Origin of the sequence: Bradyrhizobium ottawaense, from assembly GCF_002278135.3 — a bacterium.
Lineage (GTDB): Bacteria > Pseudomonadota > Alphaproteobacteria > Rhizobiales > Xanthobacteraceae > Bradyrhizobium > Bradyrhizobium ottawaense.
Genome location: NZ_CP029425.2, coordinates 4,860,339 through 4,884,067 on the forward strand (window position 1 = coordinate 4,860,339; position 23,729 = coordinate 4,884,067).

Sequence of the window (23,729 nt, forward strand, 5' to 3'; positions counted from 1 at the left end):
TCAGGCCGCCCTTCCCGTCAATCCCGTTGGCTTCACCAAGAGCACCAGCACCATCAGCACGAACACGACGGTGTTGGAGGCCTCGGGATAGAAATACTTGGTCAGACCCTCGATCACGCCCAGCGCGAAGCCGGTGATGATGGAGCCCATGATCGAACCCATGCCGCCGATCACGACCACCGCGAACACGACGATGATGAGGTCGGCGCCCATCAGCGGTCGCACCTGGTTGATCGGCGCCGAGAGCACGCCCGCGAGCGCGGCAAGGCCGACGCCGAGACCATAGGTCAGCGTGATCATGCGCGGCACGTTGATGCCGAAGGCGCGCACCAACGTCGGATTTTCGGTGGCGGCGCGCAGGTAAGCGCCGAGCTGGGTCTTCTCGATCAGGAACCAGGTCGCCAGACACACGACCAGCGAGAACACGACCACCCAGCCGCGATAGATCGGCAAGAACATGAAGCCCAGATTCATGCCGCCCTTGAGCTGGTCCGGAATGGCGTAAGGCAGACCGGAGGAGCCGAAATAGTTCTGGAACACGCCCTGCACGATCAGCGCGATGCCGAAGGTCAGGAGCAGGCCGTAGAGATGGTCGAGCCCGGTCAGCCATTGCAGCATGGTCCTTTCCAGGATCATGCCGAAGATGCCGACGATCACGGGTGCGATCAGCAGCGCCCACCAGTAGTTGATGCCGCCGAGGCTCAACAGGAAATAAGCAACGAAGGCGCCCATCATGTAGAGCGCGCCATGGGCGAAATTGATGATGTTGAGCATGCCGAAAATCACGGCAAGCCCGAGACTGAGCAGCGCGTAGAACGAGCCGTTGATCAGTCCCACCAGTAGCTGAGCGTATAGAGCCTGCATCGATCCCGCACCCGGTCCCTTCGGCGTTCCCTGAAAGTCGCCCGCGGGCCTGATGGCCTGCGGGCGGTTATCTTACTTCTTCAAGAGCGCGCACTTGCTCTCGGACAGCGGCGTGAAAGCCTGATCGCCCGGCACCGTGCCGACCAGCTTGTAGAAGTCCCACGGCCCCTTGGATTCGGAGGGCTTCTTCACCTCGAACAGATAGGCGTTGTGGATGGTGCGGCCGTTGGGCTGGATCTCGCCCTTGCCGAACAGATCGTCCTCCGTCGGCATCGACTTCATCTTCTCGACGACCTTGACGCCGTCATGGGGATTGCCGCCGAGCGCTTCCAGCGCCTTGAGATAGTGACGCACGCCCGAATAGACGCCGGCCTGCACCATGGTGGGCGGTGCGTTGTTCTTCATCCTGTCAGCGAAGCGCTTCGAGAACGCCCGGGTCTGGTCGTTCATGTCCCAGTAGAAGGTCTCGGTGAAGTTGAGGCCTTGCGCCGTCTCCAGCCCGATCGCCTTGACGTCGGTGAGGAAGAGCAGTAGCGCCGCGAGCTTCTGGCCGCCCTTGCCGATGCCGAACTCGGCAGCCTGCTTGATCGTGTTGGTGGTGTCGCCGCCGGCATTGGCAAGACCGATGATCTTTGCCTTGGATGACTGCGCCTGGAGCAGGAATGACGAGAAGTCGGGCGTGTTCAGCGGATGCTTGACGCCGCCGACCACCTTGCCGCCGTTGGCGGTGACGACCGCCGTGGTGTCGCGCTCGAGCGCCGCACCAAAGGCATAGTCGGCGGTCAGGAAGAACCAGGTGTCGCCGCCGGCCTTCACCAGCGCCTGGCCGGTGGTGTGGGCCAGCATGTAGGTATCGTAGGTCCAGTGCACGGTGTTGGGGGAGCACTGCGCGTTGCTGAGATCCGAGGTCGCCGCGCCCGAATTGATGTAGACGCCGTTCTTTTCCTTGATGACGTTGTTGACGGCGAGCGCCACGCCGGAATTCGGCACGTCGACGATGATGTCGACCTTGTCGACGTCGAACCACTGCCGCGCGATCGCGGTGCCGATGTCGGGTTTGTTCTGGTGATCGCCGGAGATGATGTCGATCTTCCAGCCCTTCGCCGCCAGGCCGGAATCCTCAACCGCCATCTGTGCGGCAAGCGTCGAGCCGGGACCGCCGAGATCGGCGTAGAGGCCGGACTGATCGGACAGCGCGCCGATCTTGACGGTCTTGTCCTGCGCGGAGGCGACGCCTGTTACGGCGAAGGTGAGCGCGGTGGTCAGCAGCAACGATGCAATCGACTTCGTCTTCATGCAACTTTCCTTTTTGAATTTTCTCGTTGGCAGTTCTAGACACCCAAATAGGTGTGGAGCTTGTCCATGTTGGCGGCAAGCTCCGCATTGGAAAATCCGTCAATGATCTTGCCGTGCTCGACCACGTAGTAGCGGTCGGCGACGGTGGATGCGAAGCGGAAATTCTGCTCGACCAGGAGGATCGTGAACCCCTCCTTCTTGAGCCGCGCGATGGTGTGGCCGATCTGCTGGATGATGACCGGAGCCAGGCCCTCGGTCGGCTCGTCCAGCATCAGGAAGCTCGCGCCGGTGCGCAGGATGCGCGCGATCGCGAGCATCTGCTGCTCGCCACCGGATAGCTTGGTGCCCTGGCTGTTGAGCCGCTCCTTCAGGTTCGGGAACAGATCGAAGATCTGATCGAGCGGCAGCCCGCCTTCGCGGACCACCGGCGGCAGCATCAAATTCTCCCGCACATCGAGACTGGAGAATATGCCCCGCTCTTCCGGGCAGAATGCGATGCCCATGCGCGCGATCTTGTCGGAGGTCGCGCGGATGATCTCCTGGTTGTTGAACTTCACCGAGCCGGTACGCTTGCCGATGATGCCCATGATCGACTTCAGCGTGGTCGTCTTACCGGCGCCGTTACGCCCGAGCAGGGTGACGACCTCGCCCGCGTTCACGTCGAAGTTGATCCCGTGCAGGATGTGAGACTCGCCGTACCAGGCTTCCAGGTTGCGGATTTGAAGGATGTTTCCGCCGGTCGCAGCCTTGGCCGGAGCCTCGGCGATCGCAGTGTCAGGCATGACCGGCTCCCAGATAGGCTTCCTTGACGCGCTCGTCCTTGGTGAGCTCCGAGTAATGGCCCTGCGCGAGCACCTGGCCGCGCGTCAGCACGGTAATGATGTCGGACAGGTTGGCCACGACGCTTAAGTTATGCTCCACCATCAGGATGGTGTATTTCGCCGAGATCCGCTTGATCAGCGCCGCGATCTTGTCGATGTCCTCGTGGCCCATGCCCGCCATCGGCTCGTCCAACAGCATCATCTCCGGGTCGAGCGCGAGCGTGGTTGCGATCTCCAGTGCACGCTTGCGTCCATAGGGCATCTCGACCGCGGGCGTGTTGGCAAACTCGTTCAGGCCGACATCGTTCAACAATTCGCGCGCGCGATCGTTGAAGCGGTTGAGCACCGACTTGGAGCGCCAGAAATCGAACGAAGAGCCGTGCTGGCGCTGAAGCGCGACACGGACGTTCTCCAGCGCCGTGAGATGCGGAAACACCGCCGAAATCTGGAACGAACGGACCAGCCCCATGCGGGCCACGTCGGCCGGCGCCATCGCGGTGATGTCCTGCCCCTTGTAGAGGATTTTTCCTGCGGACGGTTTCAGGAACTTGGTCAGAAGATTGAAGCAGGTCGTCTTGCCGGCCCCGTTCGGGCCGATCAACGCATGAATGCTCCCACGGCGAACCTTGAGCGCAACGTCACGGACGGCGAAGAAGCCCGCGAACTCCTTGGTCAAGCCTTCCGTTTCGAGAATAAACTCATCGGCCAAACAGATTTCCCCCTGCCCGCGCGAGCCGCGTGGCTATCCTTGTTGCTTCGGCTTTCCGGGGGCCTTGGAGCCTATCCTTGGAGCCCATCCGGAACGCCGTCTCCGGGCGCGGAATATGCCGGAGGTGACGGGGGTTAGGCAAGGCGGAAAGCTGAGCAGATCAGGTCTCCGGCTGGGATACAAATGCTCCCTTAGTCGGAGATGTTTTGATGTCGTGCCTGCCCGGCCTCCCGGTTCGCAAGACACCGGTCATCAAGCCGTCGTTAACGGTCTTTCGTCCGGCGCGCCAGCCTTCATAGAAAATTTTCCCGCAGGAGACATCATGTGCTGGTTTTGACGTTCCGGGATTATTGTTTTGGATTTCGCAAGCGCCGCTCCGTCCGTCGTCAAATCGATCAGGCAGCGTGATCTCCTGAACACGTGGCTGCGACTTTATGCGCGCCAGCAGATCGCGCCGGCGGTCTGGGAATATCAGCCTGCGCGGCTCGAGGAAGAGCTGTTCGATCTCATCTATTATACGGTGGACGTTTCGACGCCGGCGCCGCGCCTCACCATCCAGAGCGAAAACACGCGCATCTCCCGCGCCTATGGACATACCGGCAAGGGCGTTCTGCTCGACGATTATCTCGGGCCGCGGCTCGCCCCCTTCGTGATGCCGGTTTACTATGAATGCGTGGCACGCGGGCTGCCCGTCTACAGCGTTGCCGATGTCGACGACATCTACGGACGCATCGTCGCGTATGAACGGCTGCTGCTACCTTTCCAGACGGGCGGCCAAGTCTGCCACGTCATCGCCTCGGTCAAGACCTTCTGCGAGGACGGCGGCTTCGAGATCAAGAATCTGATGCGCGGAAATGACGCGCTGCCGCGCCCGAAACTGCGCGCCGTGATCGATCGCGATCTCTTCCATCGCGCGCCTGGCCGCATCGCGACGGCCGACGTCGTCGAGTTCGCGGACCAGCCGGCTCCCGGCGTCACCAACGAGATCATCGAGCTGAACTAGACTCTAACGCGTCCTGGCTCCGACTTCCTTGGCATAGATGTCCGGCTTGAAGCCGACCAGCAGCTTGCCGCCGATCTCCAACACCGGCCGCTTGATCATCGATGGTTGCGCTAGCATCAGCGCCAGCGCCTTCTTCTCGGTGACGCCTTCCTTGTCGGAATCGGGCAGCTTCTTGAACGTCGTGCCGGCGCGATTGAGCAGACTCTCCCAGCCGACCTTGTCGCTCCAGTGCTTGAGCTTGTCCTTGTCTACGCCCGCTGTCTTGTAGTCGTGAAATTCATATGCGACGCCATGGGAGTCGAGCCAGGCGCGCGCCTTCTTCATGGTGTCGCAGTTCTTGATGCCGTAGATGGTGTTGGGCAAGATGTTCCTCGCGCATGGCGTACGTGATGTTCGCAGCGTTGTACGAAACTCCGCCTCGCGCGACAATATTGCGAACGACGCCAACTCGCCGAACGGACATCCCATGCACGTCACCCACGATCCCGCAGCCGCCGCCACGCCGACCATCGACTTCAACAGCTTCCTCGCGGTCGATATCCGCGTCGGCACCATCGTCGATGCGAAACCGTTTCCAGAGGCGCGCAAGCCGGCCTTTCGGCTGTGGATCGACTTCGGCCCGGTGATCGGCGTGCGCAAGAGCTCGGCGCAGATCACCGAGAACCATCCGCTCGAGACGCTGGTGGGACAACAGGTCGCGGCCGTCGTCAATTTCCCGCCGCGCCAGATCGGACCCGTCATCTCCGAGGTGCTGACGCTCGGCTTCCCCGATGCCGACGGCAAGGTCGTGCTGGTGCAGCCGAGCAAGCCGGTGCCGAACGGAGGACGGCTGTTCTAGCCGCGTGCGATCGAGCGCAGCGTCGCCCCTGTCGAGGCATTCGCAACCACATCCTCCTCCTTCTTCCCGGCCCCGCGGACTTGACCAAAATCCCCCTCTGCAATAAAAATGACTGACTGATCGTTTTTTATATCAATCCGCTTGGTGCAGGATCGACCGGAACCGACGGTAAAGTGATCGACCTGTCAGTTATTTAAGGACGGCGAGATGCCCAAGATCAGCGACAAGCAGCGCGAAAGCCGGCGGCAGCAAATTCTCGAAGCTGCCCTCGCCTGCTTCTCCGAAGACGGTTTTCACCAGACCGGCATGGCCGACATCGTGAAACGCTCCGGACTGAGCCACGGCGCGGTTTATCTCTACTTCCAGAGCAAGGACGATCTGATCGAGGCACTTGCCGACGACCGGCATCGGCGCGAAGCCGTGCTCAATTCGGTCGCGCAAGGATCCGGCGATCCGATCGAAGGGCTTCACGCGCTGATCCGCGTCTACGCGCAATGGCTGACCGACCCCGCCGGCGAACCGCGCCGCCGTGTCGGCATCCACGGCTGGGCCGAAGCCCTGCGCAACCGCCGCGTCCGCACCAGCGTCGTCGAAGGCATCGACATGCCGCGCGCGCTGATCGTGGCGCTGGTCGAGCGCGGCCAGCATGACGGCCTGATCAGGCGCGACCTCGGTGCCGAAGCGATCGCACGCGTGCTGATCGCGATCTTCCAGGGTTTTGTGCTGCAAAAATGCTGGGGCGAGGATTTCGACGTCGAGGCCTGCATGGCGGCGGTGGCCGGGGTGATCGACGGCTTTCGCACGACCAGGCCTGACATCAAGCGGCGAACCAGGACGTAAGCGATGTCAGGAATCCACGACCTGCTCGCTGGCGCCGGCGTCGGCCTGGTCAGCGGATTGACGTCGGGCTTGATGGGAACGAGCCCGGGTGGCGGGCTCGTGATCTTCAGCGTGCTGCTGCTCGGCGCGGAACAGCACGTCGCGCAAGGGACGTCGCTGATCACACAGGTCCCGCCGACGGGCCTCGCCGGCGCGCGCCGCTACTGGCAGAGCGGCAATCGCAGCCCCTGGCCGTGGATCGTCTGGATCGGCATCGGATTTCTCGTCGGCGGTGCCGGCGGCGGTTACGCCGCGGCGGCGGTTTCCGACCGGGTCTTGCAATGGACTTATGTCATCTATCTCGCCGCGCTGATCGCCCTGCTGATCCTGCGTCGCGATCGCAAGGACGGCGGCCGTGAGGCCGACGACCAGGACCAGCAGCCCCGGCTACCCCTGCTGCTCATCGGCCTGCTCGCCGGATTTTCCTCCGGCTTCATGGGCATCGGCGGGGGCCTGGCCATCACGGTCGGCCTTGCTGCGGGCCTGCGCGTGCCGCAGCATCAGGCGCAGCTCGTCAGCCTCGTTTTCTCGGTCATCCCGACCAACCTGCCGGCGGCCTGGATCTACTGGAGCAAGGGCCTGCTGGTCGGCTGGCCGGCCATCACAGGTATTCTGGCAGGCCTCTGGATCGGCACCGATCTCGGCGCACGCCTGGCCAATGGCGTCAGCAAATCGGTGCTGCGCCGGGTCATGATCGCCTTCGTCTCGCTGATGGCGCTCTACATGACGTACAAGGCGCTGACCTGATCTTACGGCCGCTGCGGAATGTTCAGCCCCCGCTGCACCGCCGGACGCGCGAGGCCCCGTTCGAGCCAGGCACCGACCGATTTGAATTGGGTGAATTCGACGAGATCGCCGGCACCGTAGAAGCCGATGAGATTGCGCACCCAGCCGAGCATGGAGATGTCGGCAATGGTGTAGTCGTCATCCATGAACCATTGCCGTCCCGAAAGATGCGTCTCCATCACGCCGAGCAGGCGCATGGCTTCGGCGACGTAGCGGTCACGGGGCCGCTTGTCCTCAAAATCCTTGCCGGCGAATTTGTGGAAGAAGCCGACCTGGCCGAACATCGGCCCGATGCCGCCCATCTGGAAGTGCACCCACTGGATGGTCCGGTAGCGGCGCGCGGCATCCTCCGGCAGAAGCTTGCCGGTCTTCTCGGCGAGGTATTGCAGGATCGCCCCGGACTCGAACAGCGGCAGCGGCCTGCCTCCGGGACCGTTGGGGTCGAGGATCGCCGGGATCTTGCCATTCGGATTGAGCGAGAGAAATTCAGTCGTCTTCTGGTCGTCCTTGCCGAAATCGACGAGATGGACCTCGTAGGGAAGTCCGATCTCCTCCAGCATGATCGAGACCTTGACGCCGTTCGGCGTCGGCAGCGAATAGAGCTGGAGCAACTCGGGATGTTTGGCCGGCCAGCGTCTGCTGATGGGAAAGGCGGATAGATCAGACATCGGGACTCCAGCTTCGTTCATGCGATGCCGCCTAATCTAGGCGAGCAGACGAACGACGCAAGGTCGAGCGGTCACATCATTTCCCGCACGGGGATGAGATCACAAGGGCCGCAGCAAATGACTGGTGGCGTAAATCACATCGCGCTGTGCGCGCTGCTTGATGAAGAGCTGTCCGGTGACGAGCAACGCGCTGGTGAAGACGAGCGCAAGCATTGCGGTCGCGAATTGACTGACATCCCTCATCGCACGAGCTTCTCTGTCATCGGTCCACACGGGGAACGCGGACCCGCCATCGACAGTTCCTGCATAGGTCAAATAAATTGCCATTTTTTCCCGATTTCCATCTCGTGGGCTGGCAGCCTCAATAATTGATCTCCATACGCAGTCCGCGCGGATCGGTCTCCTCCCCGCCGACACGTTGCGTGCTGTCGCGCGCCGCGATGGCGCAGGCACAGGCGTCGATGAGATCGTCGCGGCCGATGCCGGTGCCATGTCGTTGCGCCAGCCATTTCGGCAAGCGCGTAAAGCCGCGTTGCGCGAGCAGCGCGACGCGCTGCTCGCGGCCGAGCGCGGATGCCTTCTTCGCAAGCCGGACTCGCCCTGCGAGATTCCAGAACACCAATTCCGGATGCGCTTCGCCGGTCGTTGCCTGCCGCGCCGGAGTCATGATCTCGTCGACCTCCCTGATCTTGTCCCTGATATTCCAGAGCTGCGCTGACACGCCCCTGCCCTTGCCTTCTTGCGCCCAGTAGTAACGGTTGGCCTCGGCCATGTCGGTGAACGTCCAGAGATCGCGTCGCGCACCGAGAAACACGGCGGGGCCAATCAGCTCGCGCGCTCGCAGGTCGCACAGGCGATAGCCGGCCGGATTCAATCCGATCGGCATGTCGATCATCGCACGCACATGCGGCAACGCGAGCAAACGCGTCAGGCCCGGCGAGTAGTCGAAGCCATGATCGCCGCGCTCGCCGATCCAGGCCGCGACCCAGCCGAAACGAAATCCGTCGATGCCGAGATAGTTATTCACGCGCGCGACGCCGCCGCTGCCGAAGTTCGTTCACCCCAAGCTGCCACCTCGATGTTGCAGGAACAGCGCTCACGTTTCATCTCGTCAGATATTCGCGCATCAGGGCGCGAGCGCGGTGCAGCCGGGCCTTTACGGTCTGCCGGGACGCGCCGAGCGCGACGGCGATTTCCTCGATGGTCATTTCCTTGACGTCGCGCATCAGCGCGACGTCGCGATAATGCGGCGGCAGTGCCTCGAAGGCCGCAGCCACGTCGAGTCGCAGATCGGCTTCAGGGCGCGTCAGCAGCAGCGCTTCCGCCTCGCTCTCATCGATAGGCCGCGCGAGGCCTGCTTTGCGCGCCAACCGCAGGCATTCGCGGCGGACCACGCTGAACAGCCAGGCCGAAAACGCCAGCAGCGAGCGGATCGTGCCGACGTGGCGGAACAGGATCCACAGCGCCTCCTGCGCCGCATCCTCGGCATCCGCCGAGCTGCGGCAGGTCGCGCGGGCGTAGCGGCGGATATCCGGCTGCGCCGTCTCGAGCAGCGAGGCGATCGCGTGGGGATCGCCGAGCCGCGCCGCTTCGAACAGGTTCGGCGAGATCGCCGCCGCACTCACGACACCCCTCCTCGCCCGATCCCCGCCATCGCGCACATCGGGCAATAGCCGACAAGGCCGGTCAGCGCGAAGCCGGCGCCACCCAGCGTGACCAGCCACGCCGTCGGGCCGGCCAGATAAACGGATGCCGCAACCACCACCGCGACGCCCGAGGCGATCCGCACCGCCTGGTGCAAGCCGCCGATGTTCTTCCTGTAAAATGCCATCGCATCCTCCGAGTTGAGCCGAGGCAAATTGCCTCGACCATCAAGAGGGCGCGCCGGCCGGAAAGGATTCGCGGGGCGCGTATTTTTTCGCGGGTCAGCCTCCGACGGCCTGATAGGCCAGGCGCTTGAACTCGAAGAAGAACGGATTCCAGAAGCCCATGTAACGTTGGGCCATCAGGACCCCCGCGGTATTGGCCCGCGGACAGATCCACCAATGCGTGCCGGCAAGCCCGCCCCACTGGAATTCACCAGTGGAGTTCGGCGGATCAAACGGCGTCGGCGCGAAGGTGACGGCGCCGCCGAGGCCAAAGCCCTTGCCGGGGATCGGGCCGAGATTGGCGAAGCGGATGGTCTGCCCTGCCGGGAGCTGGTTCGTCATCATCTGCCGCAGCGTCTCCGGCTTCAGCAGCGCATCCAAACCGGGCAGCAGCGCGCGGACCAGCGCGAGCATGTCGGGCAGGGTCGAGACCAGACCGCCGCCGCCCGAGAGCCGCGGGAACGGCCGCCGATAGGCTTGCGGAAACGGCAGATTGTCGGCCCGCGTGAGGCCGGGCTTCATGGGGTCGAGCACGTCGGCGCCATTGTAGAGCGCAACCAGCCTGCCCTGCTGCGCATCCGGAACATGGAAGCTGGTATCGGTCATGCCGAGCGGGTCGAAGATGCGCGCCTTCAGAAAAGCGTCGAGCGGCTTGCCGGAGACGACCTCCACGACACGGCCGAGCACGTCGGTGGCGACCGAATATTCCCAGCTCGTGCCGGGATGATAAGACAGCGGCAGATCGGCGAGTTGGTCGATCATGTCGGCGAGTGGTGTCAGCGGATTGAGTACGCGCGCCTCGTTGTAGGCCTTGAACAGCACCGTGCCGGGATCGAAGATGCCGTAGCTGAGGCCGGAGGTGTGGGTCAGGAGCTGGCGGATCGTGATCGAATTCTTCGCCGGCTCGACATCGGCAAGGCTCGAGGCGCCCGGCTTCAGCACCTTGCGACCGGCGAGCTGCGGCAGGAATGTCTCGATCGGGTCATCGAGGCCGATGCGGCCTTCCTCAACCAGCAGCATGATCGCGCAAGTGACGAAGATCTTGGTGTTGGAGAACGCGCGGAAGATATGGTCGGGACGAAGCGCGGTCTTTGCTTCGCGGTCGGCAAAACCGACGCATTGCTGGTCGACCACCTCGCCCCCGCGCAGCACGGCCCAGGATGCGCCCGGAATGATCTCCTGATCGACGTAGCGCTGCATCGCCGTCCGTGCGGCGGAAAAATCGGTCGTTCTGGCGTCCATGTACTTCCCCCAAATTGTGGTTGGGACGGATATAGCGAAAATCGGGAGGAAATGAAGGGCGCCCCCGAGGGCGCCTATTCTTCCCTCATGAACGCTGTGACGTGCAGGCAACGGCGGATGCGCATGCCCTGTCGCTGGTACAGCGCGATCGCCGACGCGTTGCTCGAAAACACGTGGAGGAACGGAATTTCCCCGCGCGCCTCGATCCCGCGCGCGACGGCCGCAAGCAGCGCTTGCGCATAGCCGCGCCCGCGATAGTCGGGATGCACGCACACGGCCGTCACCTCGGTGAACTTGCCCGGCTTCATGCGCTCGCCGGTCATCGCGACCAATTGTCCCCCGGCGCGAATGCCGAGGAACGTACCAAGCTCATGGGTGCGCCGCGCGAACGGACCGGGCTTCGTCAGCTCCGTCAATGCCATCATGGCAGGGACGTCGTCGGCCCCCAGAGTGACGATCTCGGCATCGCGGAGCGGACTGACCGCGGGCGAGCCGATCATCTGCTCGCAAGGCCCGGCGATCACGACCTTGAAACCGGCGGGGACGTCAACCGGATCCGGCGTGAACAATGCTGCGACCTGCGAACCCGACAGCAGATCGCGCAGCGCGGCAAAGCTTGCCGCGGACATGTCGACCATGTCGGCAAACGGCGTCATGTCGACGGGATAGCGCAACGCCCGCGGCCCGCCCTCGGCCAGATGCTTGTGGCTGGTCGTCAGCGCGCTCCAGATCGGACGATCGAGCAGCGCCTCATCGCTGTCGGACACCGGTCTAGTCCTTGTCGAAGCTGACGATGACAGCTGCATTGGCGATGAGGATGGGATCGTTGGCCACTTCGGTCGCCGAGGGAATCTCCAGCCCGCCCTTGACCGCGGTGACGGTCACGGTGCCGTAAGGAAGCTCCTTGGCCACAGCCTCCTTGTCGACGGCTTCCGGATTGGGTACCGCGATCGTGACGTCGACGAACATGTCGTTCGCGGTCTTGCCGATCATCCGGAAGAAGCCGAGGCTCGAGTGCCTGATGGCATCCGACACCGCGCGCTTGGCCGCCTTGGTGGCGTCCCTGCCGTGGACATCGACGCCCATACCCATCTCGGTGACGCAGCGAACACGAGTCATTTTGTTGTCCTGTGCTTGTTCGGTATTTGGGAGTGTGGGTGATCGAGCCTCTCCAGACAAGCCCCTCTCGTGTCCCGGACGCGCTGCAACGCTTTTGCGTTGCTGCGCAGAGCCGGGACCCAGGAGGCGGCGAAGGTGGCTGACGCATGGGCCCCGGCTCTGCAACGCAACGCTGAAGAAGCGCTGCGCTGCGTCCGGGGCACGAGACCAAACATCACCCCTTTGCCTTCTCATGGGCGCGCAGCTCGTCCGCGAGCACCCGCACGTTCTCCGAATAGTCGATCGGGATCACGACCAGATGCACGCCGCCCTCTTTGAAAGCGGCGTCCAGCGTCGGGCCAAAGCTGTCGATGCTCTCGACCCGATGCCCCTTCGCTCCATAGGCCTTCGCGTAGAGAACAAAATCAGGATTGCCAAAGGTCATGCCGTAATCGGCGAAATGGTCGACGGCCTGCTTCCAGCGGATCATGCCGTAGGCGTTATCCTCCAGCACCAGCACGACGAGGTTGAGCTTGAGACGGACGGCGGTCTCCATCTCCTGGCTGTTCATCATGAAGCCGCCGTCGCCGGCGACCGCGAGCACGCGGCGATCGGGATAGAGCATCGCGGCCATCATCGCCGACGGCAGGCCGGCGCCCATCGTCGCCAGCGCATTGTCGAGCAGCAGCGTGTTGGCGAGGCGGGTGCGGTAGTTGCGCGCGAACCAGATCTTGTACATGCCGTTGTCGAGCGCGACGATGCCGTTCTCCGGGATCACCTGCCGGATGTCGTGCACGATCCGCTGCGGCGTCGGCGGCCAGCGCGCCTCGGTGGCGCGGTCGGCGATGTGGCCGAGAATCTTCTCGCGCAGCGGCAGCAGCGACGCGGCTTGCGGCAGCTTGCCTTCGAGCCGGTCGGCGAGCAGTTCCAGGCTGGGGCCGACGTCGCCAATGACCTCCGCGTCGGGAAAATAGACCAGCTCCACACTGGCCGACGTGTAGCTGACGTGAATGACCTTCGGGCCTGACGGCCCCATGATGAAGGGCGGCTTCTCGATCGGGTCGTGACCGATCGCAATGATCAGGTCGGCGGCATCGATCGCGTCATGAACGTAGTCGCGTTCGGACAGCGCGGCGGTCCCCATGTAGAGATTGGTACCGCCGGGCACGGTGCCCTTGCCCATCTGCGTGGTGAAGAACGGAATGCCGGTCCGCCGCACGAAGCTGGCGATACCGTGGGTCGCGCGCGGCCGGCTGGTCGCGGCGCCCATCATGACCAGCGGATGTCTCGCCGACAGAATCATCTCGGCGGCGCGGTCGAGCGTGGTGCGATGAGCGACCGGGATTTCGATCGGATGGACCGGGATCACGGGAACATCAGGCACTTCGTCACCCGCGATGTCCTCGGGCAATTCGAGATGCACCGGCCCCGGCCGCTCCTCCATGGCGACGCGAAAGGCATCGCGCACCACGGTCGGAATGCTGGAGGCGCTGACGATCTGCCGCGACAGCTTCGTCAATGGCTTCATGGTCGCGACCACGTCCACGATCTGGAAGCGCGCTTGTCGGCTGCTCATGATCGGCTTCTGGCCGGTGATCAGGATCATCGGCATCGCGCCGAGATGCGCATAGGCGGCGCCCGTTGACAGATTGAGCGCGCCGGGCCCGAGCGTCGAGAGGCAAACGCCGGGCTTGCCGGTCAACCGCCCATGCGTGGCGGCCATGAAGGCGGCGGCCTGCTCGTGACGGGTCAGGACCAGCTCGATCTTGGAGGTGCGGAGCGATTCCACGAGATCGAGATTCTCTTCGCCGGGAACGCCGAAGATGCGATCGACACCTTCGTTCTCGAGCGCCGCGACAAACAGGTCCGATCCCTTCACCTTGCGCTCCTGTCCGCTCATGTCGCCTCCGCTTGTGCTCGCTGCCGTGTTCCACGGCAGTTGGCACATGGTAGCGGCCTGCGGCGCCGGCACAACTCACAAAGGGCGGCACACGGCATCAACTTCGCCCTTGCCGTGCGAACCAAGCGAAACAATCGAGCGTCTCTCCGCGAGGCCGTCAGCATGCACGTTGCAAGCCGCGCGCAACCTGCTATCGCTCCGGCAATGACACCCAAATCCTTCGAAACCCGCTGCCTGGGCCTGCCCGCCGTCACCAAGGTGGTGCAATGGGAGGGCACCTCCGTCTTCAAGGTCGGCGGCAAGATGTTCGCGCTCGGCGGCGGCTTTGCCGCGCGCTCCGGCGGCTACATGTTCAAGACCGCGAACATGGCCTACGCCATGCTGATCGAGCACGGCCTGGCCCGGCCTGCGCCGTATTTGGCGCGCGCCAAATGGGTGCAACTCGTCAGCAACAACGCCTTACCCGATGCCGAGCTCATCCTGTATCTGGCGCAGGCGCACGCGCTGATCGCGGCAAAGCTGACGCGGAAGACACGCAAGGAACTCGGGCTCGCCTCACCGGAGCGATCATGACCATTCCCGCGTGCAGCACAGGGATCGCTCGCGGCGACATTGAGCTTTCATTGTTCCCCGTTATACTGCCGCTTCTGGATTCGATTTAGGGTCCAGACTCAATTGAGCCAATATGCGACGAGAGCGGCGAGATGAACAGCGGCCAAAAAATTACGGGCGAGCTTGTCATATCGCGTGGCGATGCGCCGGAAGTCCTTGAGCCTGCAAAAGCAGCGTTCGATGACATTTCGTCCTTTGTAGGCGCGTTTTTTGAAGCGATGGATGACGACACGGTTAGATTTATTGGGGATTACGGGCTTGGCGCCACGACGAATGATTTCGCCGCGAAGCTTGTCGCCATCATACCCTTTGTCGGCGAGGAGCACGCTCATGGGTGGCGCGAGCGCCAGGACATCGGGAGCCGCAGCGATATCGGCATCCTGGCCTGGAGTCAGATGCAGGACGACCGGCCGGCAGAGCGGATCGCTCAGCGCATGGATTTTTGTCGTGCGGCCTCCGCGCGAGCGGCCGATTGCTTGATTGTGCTCCCCCCTTTTCCGCCGGAGGCACACCGGTGAGCTTTAATCGAGGTCGAGTCGAGCGACAGTACGACGCCGTCTTCGCCAGGCTTGGCCAGCGCTTCGAAGATTGCGCACCATCGTCCTCGCTTGGCCCAGCGATTGAAGCGATTGTAGATCGTCGTGTAAGGGCCGTATTCACGTGGACAATCACGCCATCGTGCACCCGATTGCAGCATGTGAATGATGCCGCTGACGATGCGTCGGTCGTCGTCCCGATCCGGCCCCGTCAGTCCCCTCGGCAGATGCGGTTCGATACGCGCCCATTGCCTGTCGTTCAGCCAAAACAAACCAGCGCGCATTCTCTCGCCCCCGAATCAACACGTAGGCAAGAGAATCACGTGGCGCTATTTAGGTACAGACCCTAGGGCATCGGCGTGGCGATTGATCTGAAGGCGGTCGAGCAACTCGCTACCGATCAATCCTCACTCAAGGCCGCCGCCGGCCTCGCCAAGCCCGCCAAATGGTCCGGTGTCGGCATGAGCCGTGATGCCGCGCTGATCTGGGGCGAATGCGCGGGCTCCGGCGCTAATCCGTACCGCGTGATGGCCGATCTGCGCGACCTCGGCAACAAGTGCACCTGCCCCTCGCGCAAATTCCCCTGCAAGCATGTGCTCGGCCTGTTGTGGCTGAATGCAGAAGCGGTGGTGCCGTTCACGCCCGCCGACACGCCGGCCTGGGTCAGCGATTGGCTCGGCCGCAGGCGCGGCCCGTCCGCGGCAAAGCCTGCAACCAATGCGCCGCCCGGCGGCGACAAGGATCTGGGTGCCGCGCGCGCCGCCGAGCCTGAGGTCGCAGACGACCCGAAGGACGTGGCGCGGCGCGAGGCCCAGTTAGCCAAACGTAACGAAGAGACCGAGCGCGCCATTTTCGATGCGCTGGATGCGCTCGATCAATGGATCGGCGACCAGCTTCGCATGGGATTGTCAGGCTTCATCGATGATGCCACGGCGCGATGCCGGCGGATCGCGGCGCGGCTTGTCGATGGCAAGGCCGCGGTGCTCGCCGGCCGGATCGACGAGCTGCCGTCCCGCCTCCTCGCGCTCTCCGCAGGCGACCGTCCGCGCGGCGCCGTGGTCGAGCTCGGCAAGCTCGTTCTGCTCGCGCGCGCCTTCCGCGCCACCCCGCGCAATACCGCGATCCGGCGCGCGGTCGCCGCATCGGAGACGCGCGAGACGGTGCTGGCCGATCCAGATGCACTACGGGTCGATGCGGATTGGGAGGTGCTTGCCGAGCAGGTGCAGACGCGCCGTGACGGGTTGGTGTCACAGACGACATGGCTGCTCAACCTCGCCGCGGCCGGCCCACGCTTCGCAATGCTGCTCGATTTTTTCCCGGCAAGCGCGGGAAGGCGCGGTTCGGTCTTCACGCCCGGCGAGCGCTTTCATGGCGAGCTCGTCTTCTATCCGTCGGCGCGGCCGCTTCGCGCCCTGCTCGTCCGGCGCGACGCCACGCACGAGATGCCGCCGCCGGCATGGCCCGCGCCGGATGACACACTCTCCGACGCGTTGACGCGACCGTTGCTGGCAGAGCCCTGGGTGATCGATATTCCGCTGCTGCTGCCGCAGGGGCGCATCGCGCGCGACGCTGCCGGACACACATGGTGGCGATCGGCCGATGGCCTCGCGACGCTGCCGGTGGCCTCCGAGGTCAATGGCATTCTGTGCGGCACCGATCTCGCGCGCACCGCCGCGATCTGGTCGGGCAATCGGCTCGCGATCCTCGCCGCGCAGACCCCTTGGGGGCGGATCGGCGGCCATGACTGCGGCGACCAGGGCCGAGACGATCCTTGCTGCGATGGGTGCAGTCCTCACGCGCTGGACCATGGGATCCGCGGCCGCGCCCGCAGCCACGTTCTGGCGTACCGAGCTCGGCGACGATCCCGCCGAAGCGGAATTGCGGCTGCTTGCGCTTTCGGGCCAGTTCCTCGGCACATCGGTGACGATGGAGCCGGCTTCAGTGCTCCGCATCCCGCCTGATATTCCGACGCTTGCATTGCCGACGGTGCCCGAAGAGCTGCGTCCGCTCGTGCGCCGGATCCTCGCGGCGAAGAAACAGGCGCAGGCGGCAACCGAACTCGTCCACTTCCTCGCGGCGCGCGGCTGGACAACGCATCCGGCCGACTGGATGCCGGCAGCCGACGATGACGACGCGCCGGACGTCTATGCCAGCTGGCGCGACTGGGCGACGATTGCGGACTCCGACGGCGCCGCCCGGCAAACCAACGACAGCCTCACGGCCGAGAACTGGGACGATTTCTGGCCCGCTGCGCGCAAGGCGGCACTGACCGAACTCAGGCGGCGCGACCCGTCCGCCGCACGCGCGATGCTCGAGGCCAAGCTCGCGAGCGAGACTGCCGACGCACGCTTGCGCCTGCTGTTGCTGCTGTCGGAGCGGCTTTCCGACGACGACATCCCTTTTCTCGAACGCATCGCGGCCGACGATCCCGCCCCCAAGGTCAAGGCGCTTGCGGCCTCGCTGCTCGCGCGTCTTGGCCGAGGCCCTGCGGCCGGCGAGGACGTCGCCGAACTTGCCGGCTTCTTTTCGATCAAGACCAAGGGGTTGCTGCGCCGCTCGCGCGTGGTCCAGGCCGAACCACTCAAGACGCCGGCGCAAGTGCAACGCCGCAAGGCCCTGTTCGACGGCGCCGGCCTCGTTTCGTTTTCCGGCGCGCTGGGGCTTGCGCCGCAGGAGCTGATTGCCGCCTGGGACTGGAATGTGGACCATGCCGCCGACATGTCGCTGATCAACCTGATCGTCGCGACCGGGACGGATGCGCTGGTCGCGCAAGCGGCGGACGCGATCGGCGAACGCGATGCCACCGGCCTCGTTGCCGCGCTCGCGCCACGCCTTGCGCCCGCCGAACGCACGAGGCATGCCGAGGCGGCGCTGCGCACCCACGGCATCAGCTTCGAACTGGCCCGACAACTCGCAGGCGCAGCGGCACGGCTGGACGATCCGCTCTCCGCGCCCGCCGGCAAGACCCTGCTCGCCGCACTTCATCGCGATGACGCGAGGCCCGGCGATCAGGTCCCGGAGCTTCACGCGCTCGGCCTTCTCGCCTCGCGAGACGGCGCGCGACAATCACTGCAACGACTGACGGCTGCGGGCCTCCTGCAAGGAGACCCGCGCCTCGACATGCTGCGGCTCAACGCCGCGTTGGACGACAATGGAGCGAAACCATGAGCGAGAAACTGCGCTTGCCCGCCGAGGACAGCTATGCCGCCGAGTTGAAGGCGCTTGCCGCGGGCGACGGGCATCGTCCGCCGGGCTGGGCGCTCTCGCCGCGGCAAGTGGTGACCTACCTCATGGGCGGAAAGGCTGCCGACGGGAGCGTGATCACGCCGAAATATGTCGGAGACAAGCGGCTGATCGAGACCGCCGTCGCGACACTTGCGACCGATCGCGCCTTGTTGCTGCTGGGTGTGCCCGGCACCGCCAAATCGTGGGTCTCCGAGCACCTCGCCGCGGGCATCACCGGCGACTCCACACTCGTGATCCAGTGCACGGCCGGGACCGACGAGAACCAGATCCGCTACGGCTGGAACTATGCCCAATTGCTTGCGCACGGGCCGAGCCGCGAAGCGCTGGTCCCTACGCCGCTGATGCGTGCGATGGAGGGCGGCAAGCTCTGCCGTTTCGAGGAACTGACGCGGATGGGCAGCGACGTGCAGGACACGCTGATCACGGTACTGTCGGAGAAGATGATGCCGGTCCCGGAGCTCAATACTGCCGTCTACGCCCAGCGCGGCTTCAACATCATCGCCACCGCCAACAACCGCGACAAGGGCGTCAACGAATTGTCGTCCGCGCTCAAGCGCCGCTTCAACGTCGTCGTGCTGCCCCTACCCGACAGCGCCGAGGAGGAAGTGGCGATCATCGTCAAGCGTGTCGGCGAGATGGCTGAGAATCTCGATTTGCCGGCACCGAAGAACGTCGCCGACGAGGTCGCGCGCGTCGTTTCGATCTTCCGTGAGCTGCGCTCGGGCTCGACCGAGGACGGCAAGATCGCGCTGAAGTCGCCCTCGGGCGGGCTGTCGACAGCCGAAGCGATCGCGGTGGTGATCGGCGGCATCAGCCAGGCGACCTTCTTCAACGACGGCAAGCTGACGCCGGAAACACTCGCCAGCAACATGATCGGCGCCGTCGTGAAGGATCCGGTGCAGGATACGGCCGTGCTCGGCGAGTATCTCGAGACCGTGCTGAAGAAGCGGCGTGGCTTCGAAGGCTACTATGCTTCGCTGACCGACCGGATCTGACAGCGCGGCGCGAGCGATGGCAGACCAGGTCTCCCTCTTCGGCATCCGGCATCACGGCCCCGGCTCCGCGCGGCGGCTGGTGGAAGCGCTCGACGCGCTGAAGCCGGTCGCGGTGCTGATCGAGGGCCCGGCGGATGCATCGGAGCTACTACCGATGCTCGCCGATCCCGACATGGTGACGCCGGTGGCGCTGCTCACCTACGCCGAGGACAATCCGGCCAACGCCAGCTTCTTCCCCTTCGCCGACTATTCGCCGGAATACCAGGCCGCACGCTGGGCGGTGCGCCACGGCGCGACCCTGCGCTTCATCGACCTGCCGGCATCGGACCGGCTGGGTGCCACCGACGGCGACATTGCGGAGGAGATTGCTGCAAGGGCGGAGGCCGATCCAGTCAGCCACGACCCGATCGGGGCGCTCGCCACCGCCGCAGGCTATGACGACGGCGAGTCCTGGTGGTCCGACGTCATCGAGGAAAACCCTGCAACGGGCCCGATCTTCGCCGCCGTTGCCGATGCGATGACGGCGCTGCGCGCAGACGAGAAATCGCTATCGGCCCGCGAGGCCGCGCGCGAGGCGCATATGCGGATCGAGATCGCGAAGGCGGCAAAGGACCACGATGGCGCCATCGCGGTCGTCTGCGGCGCCTGGCACGTGCCGGCACTCGCCGAGCGTCGCAGCCTTGCTGCGGATCGCGAATTGCTCAAGGGCCGGCCGAAGACGAAGATCAAGGCGACCTGGGCGCCCTGGACCGCGCCGCGTCTGGCGCGCGCGAGCGGCTATGGCGCGGGCGTGGTGGCGCCGGGATGGTGCGCTCATGTCTGGGACACGCGCGAGCGCGATCGTGCCGCGGAGTGGCTTGCCAAGGCGACCCGCGTGCTGCGCGATCGCGGCCATTTCGTCTCGACCGCCTCGGTCATCGAGGCGCAGCGGCTGGGCACGGCGCTTGCGGCGCTGCGCGGCCGCCCCGCGCCGGGTTTCGCGGAGCTGCGCGAGGCGGCGATCGCCTGCCTCTGCAACGGCGAACGCGCCATGTGGGACGACATTTCGGCCGAGCTGCTGATCGGCGCAGGTGTCGGCGCGATTCCAGCGACAACACCGCTCGCGCCGCTGCTCGAAGATCTCCAGCGGCAGCAGAAGGCGACGCGGCTCAAGCCGGAGGCGCTCGATCGGCCGCTGACGCTCGATCTGCGCAGCGAAAGCGGGCTGATGCGCTCCACGCTGCTGCACCGGCTGAACGCGCTCGACGTGCCCTGGGGACGGCTGACCGATGCGGGCCGCAGCCGCGGTACGTTTCGCGAGAACTGGCAGTTGCGCTGGGAGCCGGAATTCGCAGTCAGGCTCGTGGAGAATCTGCTCCACGGTTCGACCATCGCCGAGGCTGCCGGCGGACGCCTGATCGAAGCGATGAGCAAGGAAGCCGAGCTGGCTCCGCTCGCGACGCTGGTGCGCAACGCCATGATCGCCGACCTGTCCCGTGCCACCGCGTTCGGCATCGCGGCGCTGGAGACCAAGGCGGCGCTGACCAGCGACGGACAGTCTCTGCTTGGTGCGTTGCCGCCGATGGCCGACATCCTGCGCTATGGCGAGGCGCGCGCCGGCACGGTCGAGCATCTGGCGGCGCTGATGCCGCGCATCGTGGTGCAGGCCGCACTCGCTTTGCCCTATGCCGCGCGCAATCTGGACGGACCCGCGGCGGCCAAGCTGCGCGGCGCGCTGCTCGCAGCCGACGCCGCGATCCAGCTTGCCCAGATCGAGCCCGAAATCGTCGCCAGCTGGCGCGATGCGCTGAGCGCGCTGCTGAACGATGATCAGGCGACCCGGTTGATCGCCGGCACCGCGGCCCGGCTGCTCTACGAGGCCGAGCTCTTGACCGCCGATCACGCGGCAGACCTGCTGACGCGGATGCTCTCGCCTGGCACACCCGTGGCGGAAGCCGCCGGCTTCTTTGAAGGCTTCTTCGAGGGCGCCGGCCAGCGGCTGATCCACGATGCAACGCTGCGCGGCGCCGTCGACGCCTGGTTGATGACGCTGGACGAGGATGCCTTCACCGCGAGCCTGCCGCTGTTCCGCCGCGTCTTCTCGGCGCTGGACCGAACCGAGCGCAGGCGATTGATGGACGCGCTGTTCGCGCGCAGCACCGATGCCGCCAAAGGGTATCGGCTGCTCGCCGGCGCAGGCGAGATCTGGCCCGCGCATCAGGCCCGCGTGCTCGAACTTCTCACCTCGGGAGCTGCGCGATGAGCGAAGCCGATGAACGCAGCCGCCGCTGGACGCTCGCCCTCGGCGTCGACGCGGAAGGCGCCGAGAACGGCCCCGCCCTGTCCGCCAGCGATCGCCGCATGTCCGAGGCGCTGACGGCGCTCTATGGCGACGGCGACGAGGCGCCGAGGAAGGGCCGCGGCGGGCTCGGCGGCTCGGCGCCGCACGTCGCAAAATGGCTCGGCGACATCAGGGAGTTCTTCCCCGCGCCCGTGGTGCAGGTGATCCAGAAAGATGCCTTCGAGCGCAAGGGCCTGCGCCAGATGCTGCTCGAGCCTGAATTCCTTGCGACCGTCGAGGCGGATGTGAGCCTGATCGCCGATCTCGTCGCACTGCGCGGCGTGATGCCGGAGAAGACCAAGGACACCGCCCGCATCGTCATCGCCAAGGTGGTGGCCGAGCTGATGGAACGGCTCGAGCGGCGCACCGCGGACGCGGTCCGCGGCGCCTTGAACCGCTCGCTGCGCACCCATCGCCCGCGCTTTGCCGACATCGACTGGCCGCGCACCATCAAGGCCAATCTGCGCCACTACCAGGCCGAGCACCGCACCGTGGTGCCCGAACGGCTGATCGGCTTCCTGCGCCAGCAGCGTCGCATCGTCGATCTCGAAGAGGTTACTCTGTGCGTCGACCAGTCGGGGTCGATGGCAACCTCCGTCGTCTATGCCTCGATCTTTGCGGCGGTGATGGCCTCGCTGCCGGTGGTCACAACCAAGCTCATCTGTTTCGACACCGCGATCGTCGACCTGACCGAAGAGCTCGCCGATCCCGTCGAGGTGCTGTTCGGCGTCCAGCTCGGCGGCGGCACCGACATCAACCGCGCCGTCGCCTATTGCGAGGAACGCATCGAACGGCCGGCGAAAGCGCATCTGATCCTGATCACCGACCTCTATGAGGGCGGCGATGCGGACGCGCTGGTCGACCGGCTGGCGCGGCTCGCGACGCGCGGCATCAACGTGATCGTCCTGCTGGCGCTGACCGACACCGGCCACCCCTCTTATAATCCCGCGCTGTCTGCGAAGGTCGCAAGTCTCGGCATTCCCGTGTTCGCCTGCACGCCGGATCAGTTCCCGGATCTGATGGCAACCGCCCTGAAGCGCGAGGATGTTGCCGGATGGGCCGCCGACCAGGACATCAAGCTGATCCGCCCGGAAACCTAGCATCCAGCCCGATCAGCTCCCGCCCGATTGACAGACCACGATATCTGACTAAAGTCAGACATCATGCTCGACCCCGTTTCCCGCGTTCGTCGTTTCAACCGTGCCGTCACCTCCGCCGTCGGCGCGCTCGATACCTCTTTTCTTGGGCGCGGCCGCCCGCTCGGCGCGGCGCGCGTGCTCAATGCGATCGGGCACGGGCGCTCGGACGTGGCCGATATCCGCGACTATCTCGGCCTCGATTCCGGTTTGATGAGCCGGCTGCTGCGCAGCCTGGAAGAGGACGGCCTGGTCGAGACCGCCGCGCATGAGGACGATGCCCGCCGCCGGGTCGCGACATTGACGCGTGCGGGCCGGCGCGAGTTCGCAGCCTATGAGGCGCTGTCGAACACGCAGGCCGAGGGCTTGCTCGCGCAGCATTCGCAGGCCGAGACGCTGCTGGCGGCGATGGACCTGATCGCGTCCGCATTGACGCGCGAGCGTGTTGCGCTGGAGGAGATGGATCCGCAAAGCGAGCAAGCGCGTTACTGCCTCGGCGAGTATTATGCCGAGCTCGGCCGCCGCTTCAAGCAGGGCTTCGACGTTTCGCTGTCGCGCGACCCCGACGCCAAGGACATGCGCCGCCCGCGCGGCAGCTTCATCGTCGCGATGTCGGACACGCTGCCGATCGGCTGCGTCGGCCTGAAGGGAACCGATCACGGCTATGCCGAGATCAAGCGGCTGTGGGTCGCGCCCGCCGCGCGCGGATTGCGGGTCGGCCGGCGCCTGATGGACGGGGCCGAGAGCGCCGCGCGCGAACTCGGCATCACGCTGCTGCGGCTCGACACCAACAGCGCGCTGCCCGAGGCCGGCCAGCTCTACCGCACGACGGGCTGGCGCGGGATCCCGCGCTACAATGACGACCCCTACCCGGACCTGTTTTTCGAGAAGCGCATCTGATGCGGATGGGTA

At 65.2% G+C, this 23,729-nt stretch carries 26 protein-coding genes; 11 read left to right on the forward strand and 15 right to left on the reverse strand.

Annotated elements, in window-relative coordinates; all coding sequences use genetic code 11:
- From CIT37_RS23380 to CIT37_RS23395, 4 genes are all read right to left on the reverse strand, one after another.
- Window positions 1–864 (reverse strand): branched-chain amino acid ABC transporter permease, encoded by an 864-nt coding sequence (locus tag CIT37_RS23380; protein WP_018317616.1) that lies wholly within the window; start codon window positions 862–864, stop codon window positions 1–3.
- 72 nt (window positions 865–936) lie between these two features.
- Window positions 937–2,160: an ABC transporter substrate-binding protein gene (locus tag CIT37_RS23385; RefSeq protein WP_028145065.1), complete on the reverse strand. Its 1,224-nt coding sequence runs from the start codon at window positions 2,158–2,160 to the stop codon at window positions 937–939.
- Window positions 2,161–2,195: 35 nt separating this feature from the next.
- Complete coding sequence (locus tag CIT37_RS23390) at window positions 2,196–2,942, reverse strand: ABC transporter ATP-binding protein (RefSeq protein WP_028145066.1); 747 nt, start codon at window positions 2,940–2,942, stop codon at window positions 2,196–2,198.
- Window positions 2,935–3,690, reverse strand: coding sequence for an ABC transporter ATP-binding protein (locus CIT37_RS23395; protein ID WP_018317619.1), 756 nt, complete (start codon window positions 3,688–3,690; stop codon window positions 2,935–2,937). Before CIT37_RS23395 ends, CIT37_RS23390 begins: the two co-directional genes overlap by 8 nt.
- A 355-nt stretch (window positions 3,691–4,045) precedes the next feature.
- Here CIT37_RS23395 and CIT37_RS23400 point away from each other — a divergent pair, with 355 nt between their 5' ends.
- Window positions 4,046–4,693 carry a hypothetical protein gene (locus CIT37_RS23400; protein ID WP_049801661.1) on the forward strand — a complete coding sequence of 216 codons (648 nt, stop codon included), beginning with the start codon at window positions 4,046–4,048 and terminating at the stop codon, window positions 4,691–4,693.
- Between the two features lie 3 nt (window positions 4,694–4,696).
- On the opposite strand, the gene CIT37_RS23405 is transcribed toward CIT37_RS23400, so the two are convergent.
- Complete coding sequence (locus CIT37_RS23405; protein WP_028145068.1) at window positions 4,697–5,056, reverse strand: ArsC family reductase; 360 nt, start codon at window positions 5,054–5,056, stop codon at window positions 4,697–4,699.
- Between the two features lie 103 nt (window positions 5,057–5,159).
- Between CIT37_RS23405 and CIT37_RS23410 the strand changes: the two genes are divergently transcribed.
- From CIT37_RS23410 to CIT37_RS23420, 3 genes are all read left to right on the forward strand, one after another.
- The gene (locus tag CIT37_RS23410) at window positions 5,160–5,531 is read left to right on the forward strand and encodes a tRNA-binding protein (RefSeq protein ID WP_028145069.1); all 372 of its coding nucleotides are present in this window, start codon (window positions 5,160–5,162) and stop codon (window positions 5,529–5,531) included.
- A gap of 207 nt (window positions 5,532–5,738) precedes the next feature.
- Window positions 5,739–6,371 (forward strand): TetR/AcrR family transcriptional regulator, encoded by a 633-nt coding sequence (locus tag CIT37_RS23415; RefSeq protein WP_038972501.1) that lies wholly within the window; start codon window positions 5,739–5,741, stop codon window positions 6,369–6,371.
- A 3-nt stretch (window positions 6,372–6,374) separates the two neighbouring features.
- Window positions 6,375–7,157 (forward strand): sulfite exporter TauE/SafE family protein, encoded by a 783-nt coding sequence (locus CIT37_RS23420; RefSeq protein WP_095424729.1) that lies wholly within the window; start codon window positions 6,375–6,377, stop codon window positions 7,155–7,157.
- Between the two features lie 2 nt (window positions 7,158–7,159).
- On the opposite strand, the gene CIT37_RS23425 is transcribed toward CIT37_RS23420, so the two are convergent.
- The 9 genes from CIT37_RS23425 to CIT37_RS23465 form a co-directional block, all read right to left on the reverse strand.
- Window positions 7,160–7,864 (reverse strand): glutathione S-transferase family protein, encoded by a 705-nt coding sequence (locus tag CIT37_RS23425; protein ID WP_161966465.1) that lies wholly within the window; start codon window positions 7,862–7,864, stop codon window positions 7,160–7,162.
- Between the two features lie 99 nt (window positions 7,865–7,963).
- Entirely contained in the window at window positions 7,964–8,191 is a 228-nt protein-coding gene (locus tag CIT37_RS23430; protein WP_049801662.1) for a hypothetical protein, read from the reverse strand.
- A 34-nt stretch (window positions 8,192–8,225) separates the two neighbouring features.
- Window positions 8,226–8,891, reverse strand: coding sequence for a DUF429 domain-containing protein (locus tag CIT37_RS23435; RefSeq protein ID WP_028145073.1), 666 nt, complete (start codon window positions 8,889–8,891; stop codon window positions 8,226–8,228).
- A 76-nt stretch (window positions 8,892–8,967) separates the two neighbouring features.
- Window positions 8,968–9,489 (reverse strand): RNA polymerase sigma factor, encoded by a 522-nt coding sequence (locus CIT37_RS23440; RefSeq protein ID WP_028145074.1) that lies wholly within the window; start codon window positions 9,487–9,489, stop codon window positions 8,968–8,970.
- Window positions 9,486–9,695, reverse strand: coding sequence for a YgaP family membrane protein (locus CIT37_RS23445; RefSeq protein WP_095424727.1), 210 nt, complete (start codon window positions 9,693–9,695; stop codon window positions 9,486–9,488). The genes CIT37_RS23440 and CIT37_RS23445 overlap by 4 nt, the downstream gene beginning before the upstream one ends.
- A 94-nt stretch (window positions 9,696–9,789) precedes the next feature.
- Window positions 9,790–10,974, reverse strand: coding sequence for a serine hydrolase domain-containing protein (locus CIT37_RS23450; protein WP_095424726.1), 1,185 nt, complete (start codon window positions 10,972–10,974; stop codon window positions 9,790–9,792).
- A gap of 74 nt (window positions 10,975–11,048) precedes the next feature.
- On the reverse strand, window positions 11,049–11,741 hold the full coding sequence (locus CIT37_RS23455) for a GNAT family N-acetyltransferase (protein ID WP_028145077.1): 693 nt from the start codon (window positions 11,739–11,741) through the stop codon (window positions 11,049–11,051).
- Window positions 11,742–11,745: 4 nt separating this feature from the next.
- A complete protein-coding gene (locus CIT37_RS23460) occupies window positions 11,746–12,093 on the reverse strand; it encodes a Lin0512 family protein (protein ID WP_026201886.1) in 348 nt (115 codons plus the stop codon).
- Window positions 12,094–12,307: 214 nt separating this feature from the next.
- Complete coding sequence (locus CIT37_RS23465) at window positions 12,308–13,972, reverse strand: acetolactate synthase large subunit (RefSeq protein WP_095424745.1); 1,665 nt, start codon at window positions 13,970–13,972, stop codon at window positions 12,308–12,310.
- A gap of 204 nt (window positions 13,973–14,176) precedes the next feature.
- On the opposite strand from CIT37_RS23465, the gene CIT37_RS23470 reads away from it, so the two are divergent.
- Window positions 14,177–14,545, forward strand: coding sequence for an MmcQ/YjbR family DNA-binding protein (locus CIT37_RS23470; protein ID WP_028145079.1), 369 nt, complete (start codon window positions 14,177–14,179; stop codon window positions 14,543–14,545).
- Between the two features lie 98 nt (window positions 14,546–14,643).
- Here the strand turns inward: CIT37_RS23470 and CIT37_RS23475 are convergent.
- Window positions 14,644–15,404, reverse strand: a protein-coding gene (locus CIT37_RS23475) for an IS5 family transposase (RefSeq protein ID WP_244611264.1) whose coding sequence is annotated in 2 segments (ribosomal slippage) — window positions 14,644–15,065 and window positions 15,065–15,404 — 762 coding nt in all. Because the reading frame shifts where the segments join, the coding sequence is not laid out codon by codon here.
- Window positions 15,405–15,647: 243 nt separating this feature from the next.
- Here CIT37_RS23475 and CIT37_RS23480 point away from each other — a divergent pair.
- From CIT37_RS23480 to CIT37_RS23505, 6 genes are all read left to right on the forward strand, one after another.
- The gene (locus CIT37_RS23480) at window positions 15,648–17,081 is read left to right on the forward strand and encodes an SWIM zinc finger family protein (RefSeq protein ID WP_244611265.1); all 1,434 of its coding nucleotides are present in this window, start codon (window positions 15,648–15,650) and stop codon (window positions 17,079–17,081) included.
- A 25-nt stretch (window positions 17,082–17,106) separates the two neighbouring features.
- On the forward strand, window positions 17,107–18,288 hold the full coding sequence (locus tag CIT37_RS23485) for a DUF5691 domain-containing protein (protein ID WP_244611402.1): 1,182 nt from the start codon (window positions 17,107–17,109) through the stop codon (window positions 18,286–18,288).
- Window positions 18,285–19,361, forward strand: coding sequence for an ATP-binding protein (locus tag CIT37_RS23490; protein ID WP_095425936.1), 1,077 nt, complete (start codon window positions 18,285–18,287; stop codon window positions 19,359–19,361). Before CIT37_RS23485 ends, CIT37_RS23490 begins: the two co-directional genes overlap by 4 nt.
- Before the next feature lie 16 nt (window positions 19,362–19,377).
- Window positions 19,378–21,603, forward strand: coding sequence for a DUF5682 family protein (locus tag CIT37_RS23495; protein ID WP_038946469.1), 2,226 nt, complete (start codon window positions 19,378–19,380; stop codon window positions 21,601–21,603).
- On the forward strand, window positions 21,600–22,781 hold the full coding sequence (locus CIT37_RS23500; protein ID WP_095425935.1) for a VWA domain-containing protein: 1,182 nt from the start codon (window positions 21,600–21,602) through the stop codon (window positions 22,779–22,781). Before CIT37_RS23495 ends, CIT37_RS23500 begins: the two co-directional genes overlap by 4 nt.
- A 63-nt stretch (window positions 22,782–22,844) precedes the next feature.
- Window positions 22,845–23,717 (forward strand): bifunctional helix-turn-helix transcriptional regulator/GNAT family N-acetyltransferase, encoded by an 873-nt coding sequence (locus CIT37_RS23505; RefSeq protein ID WP_095425934.1) that lies wholly within the window; start codon window positions 22,845–22,847, stop codon window positions 23,715–23,717.
- Window positions 23,718–23,729: the final 12 nt, after the last annotated feature.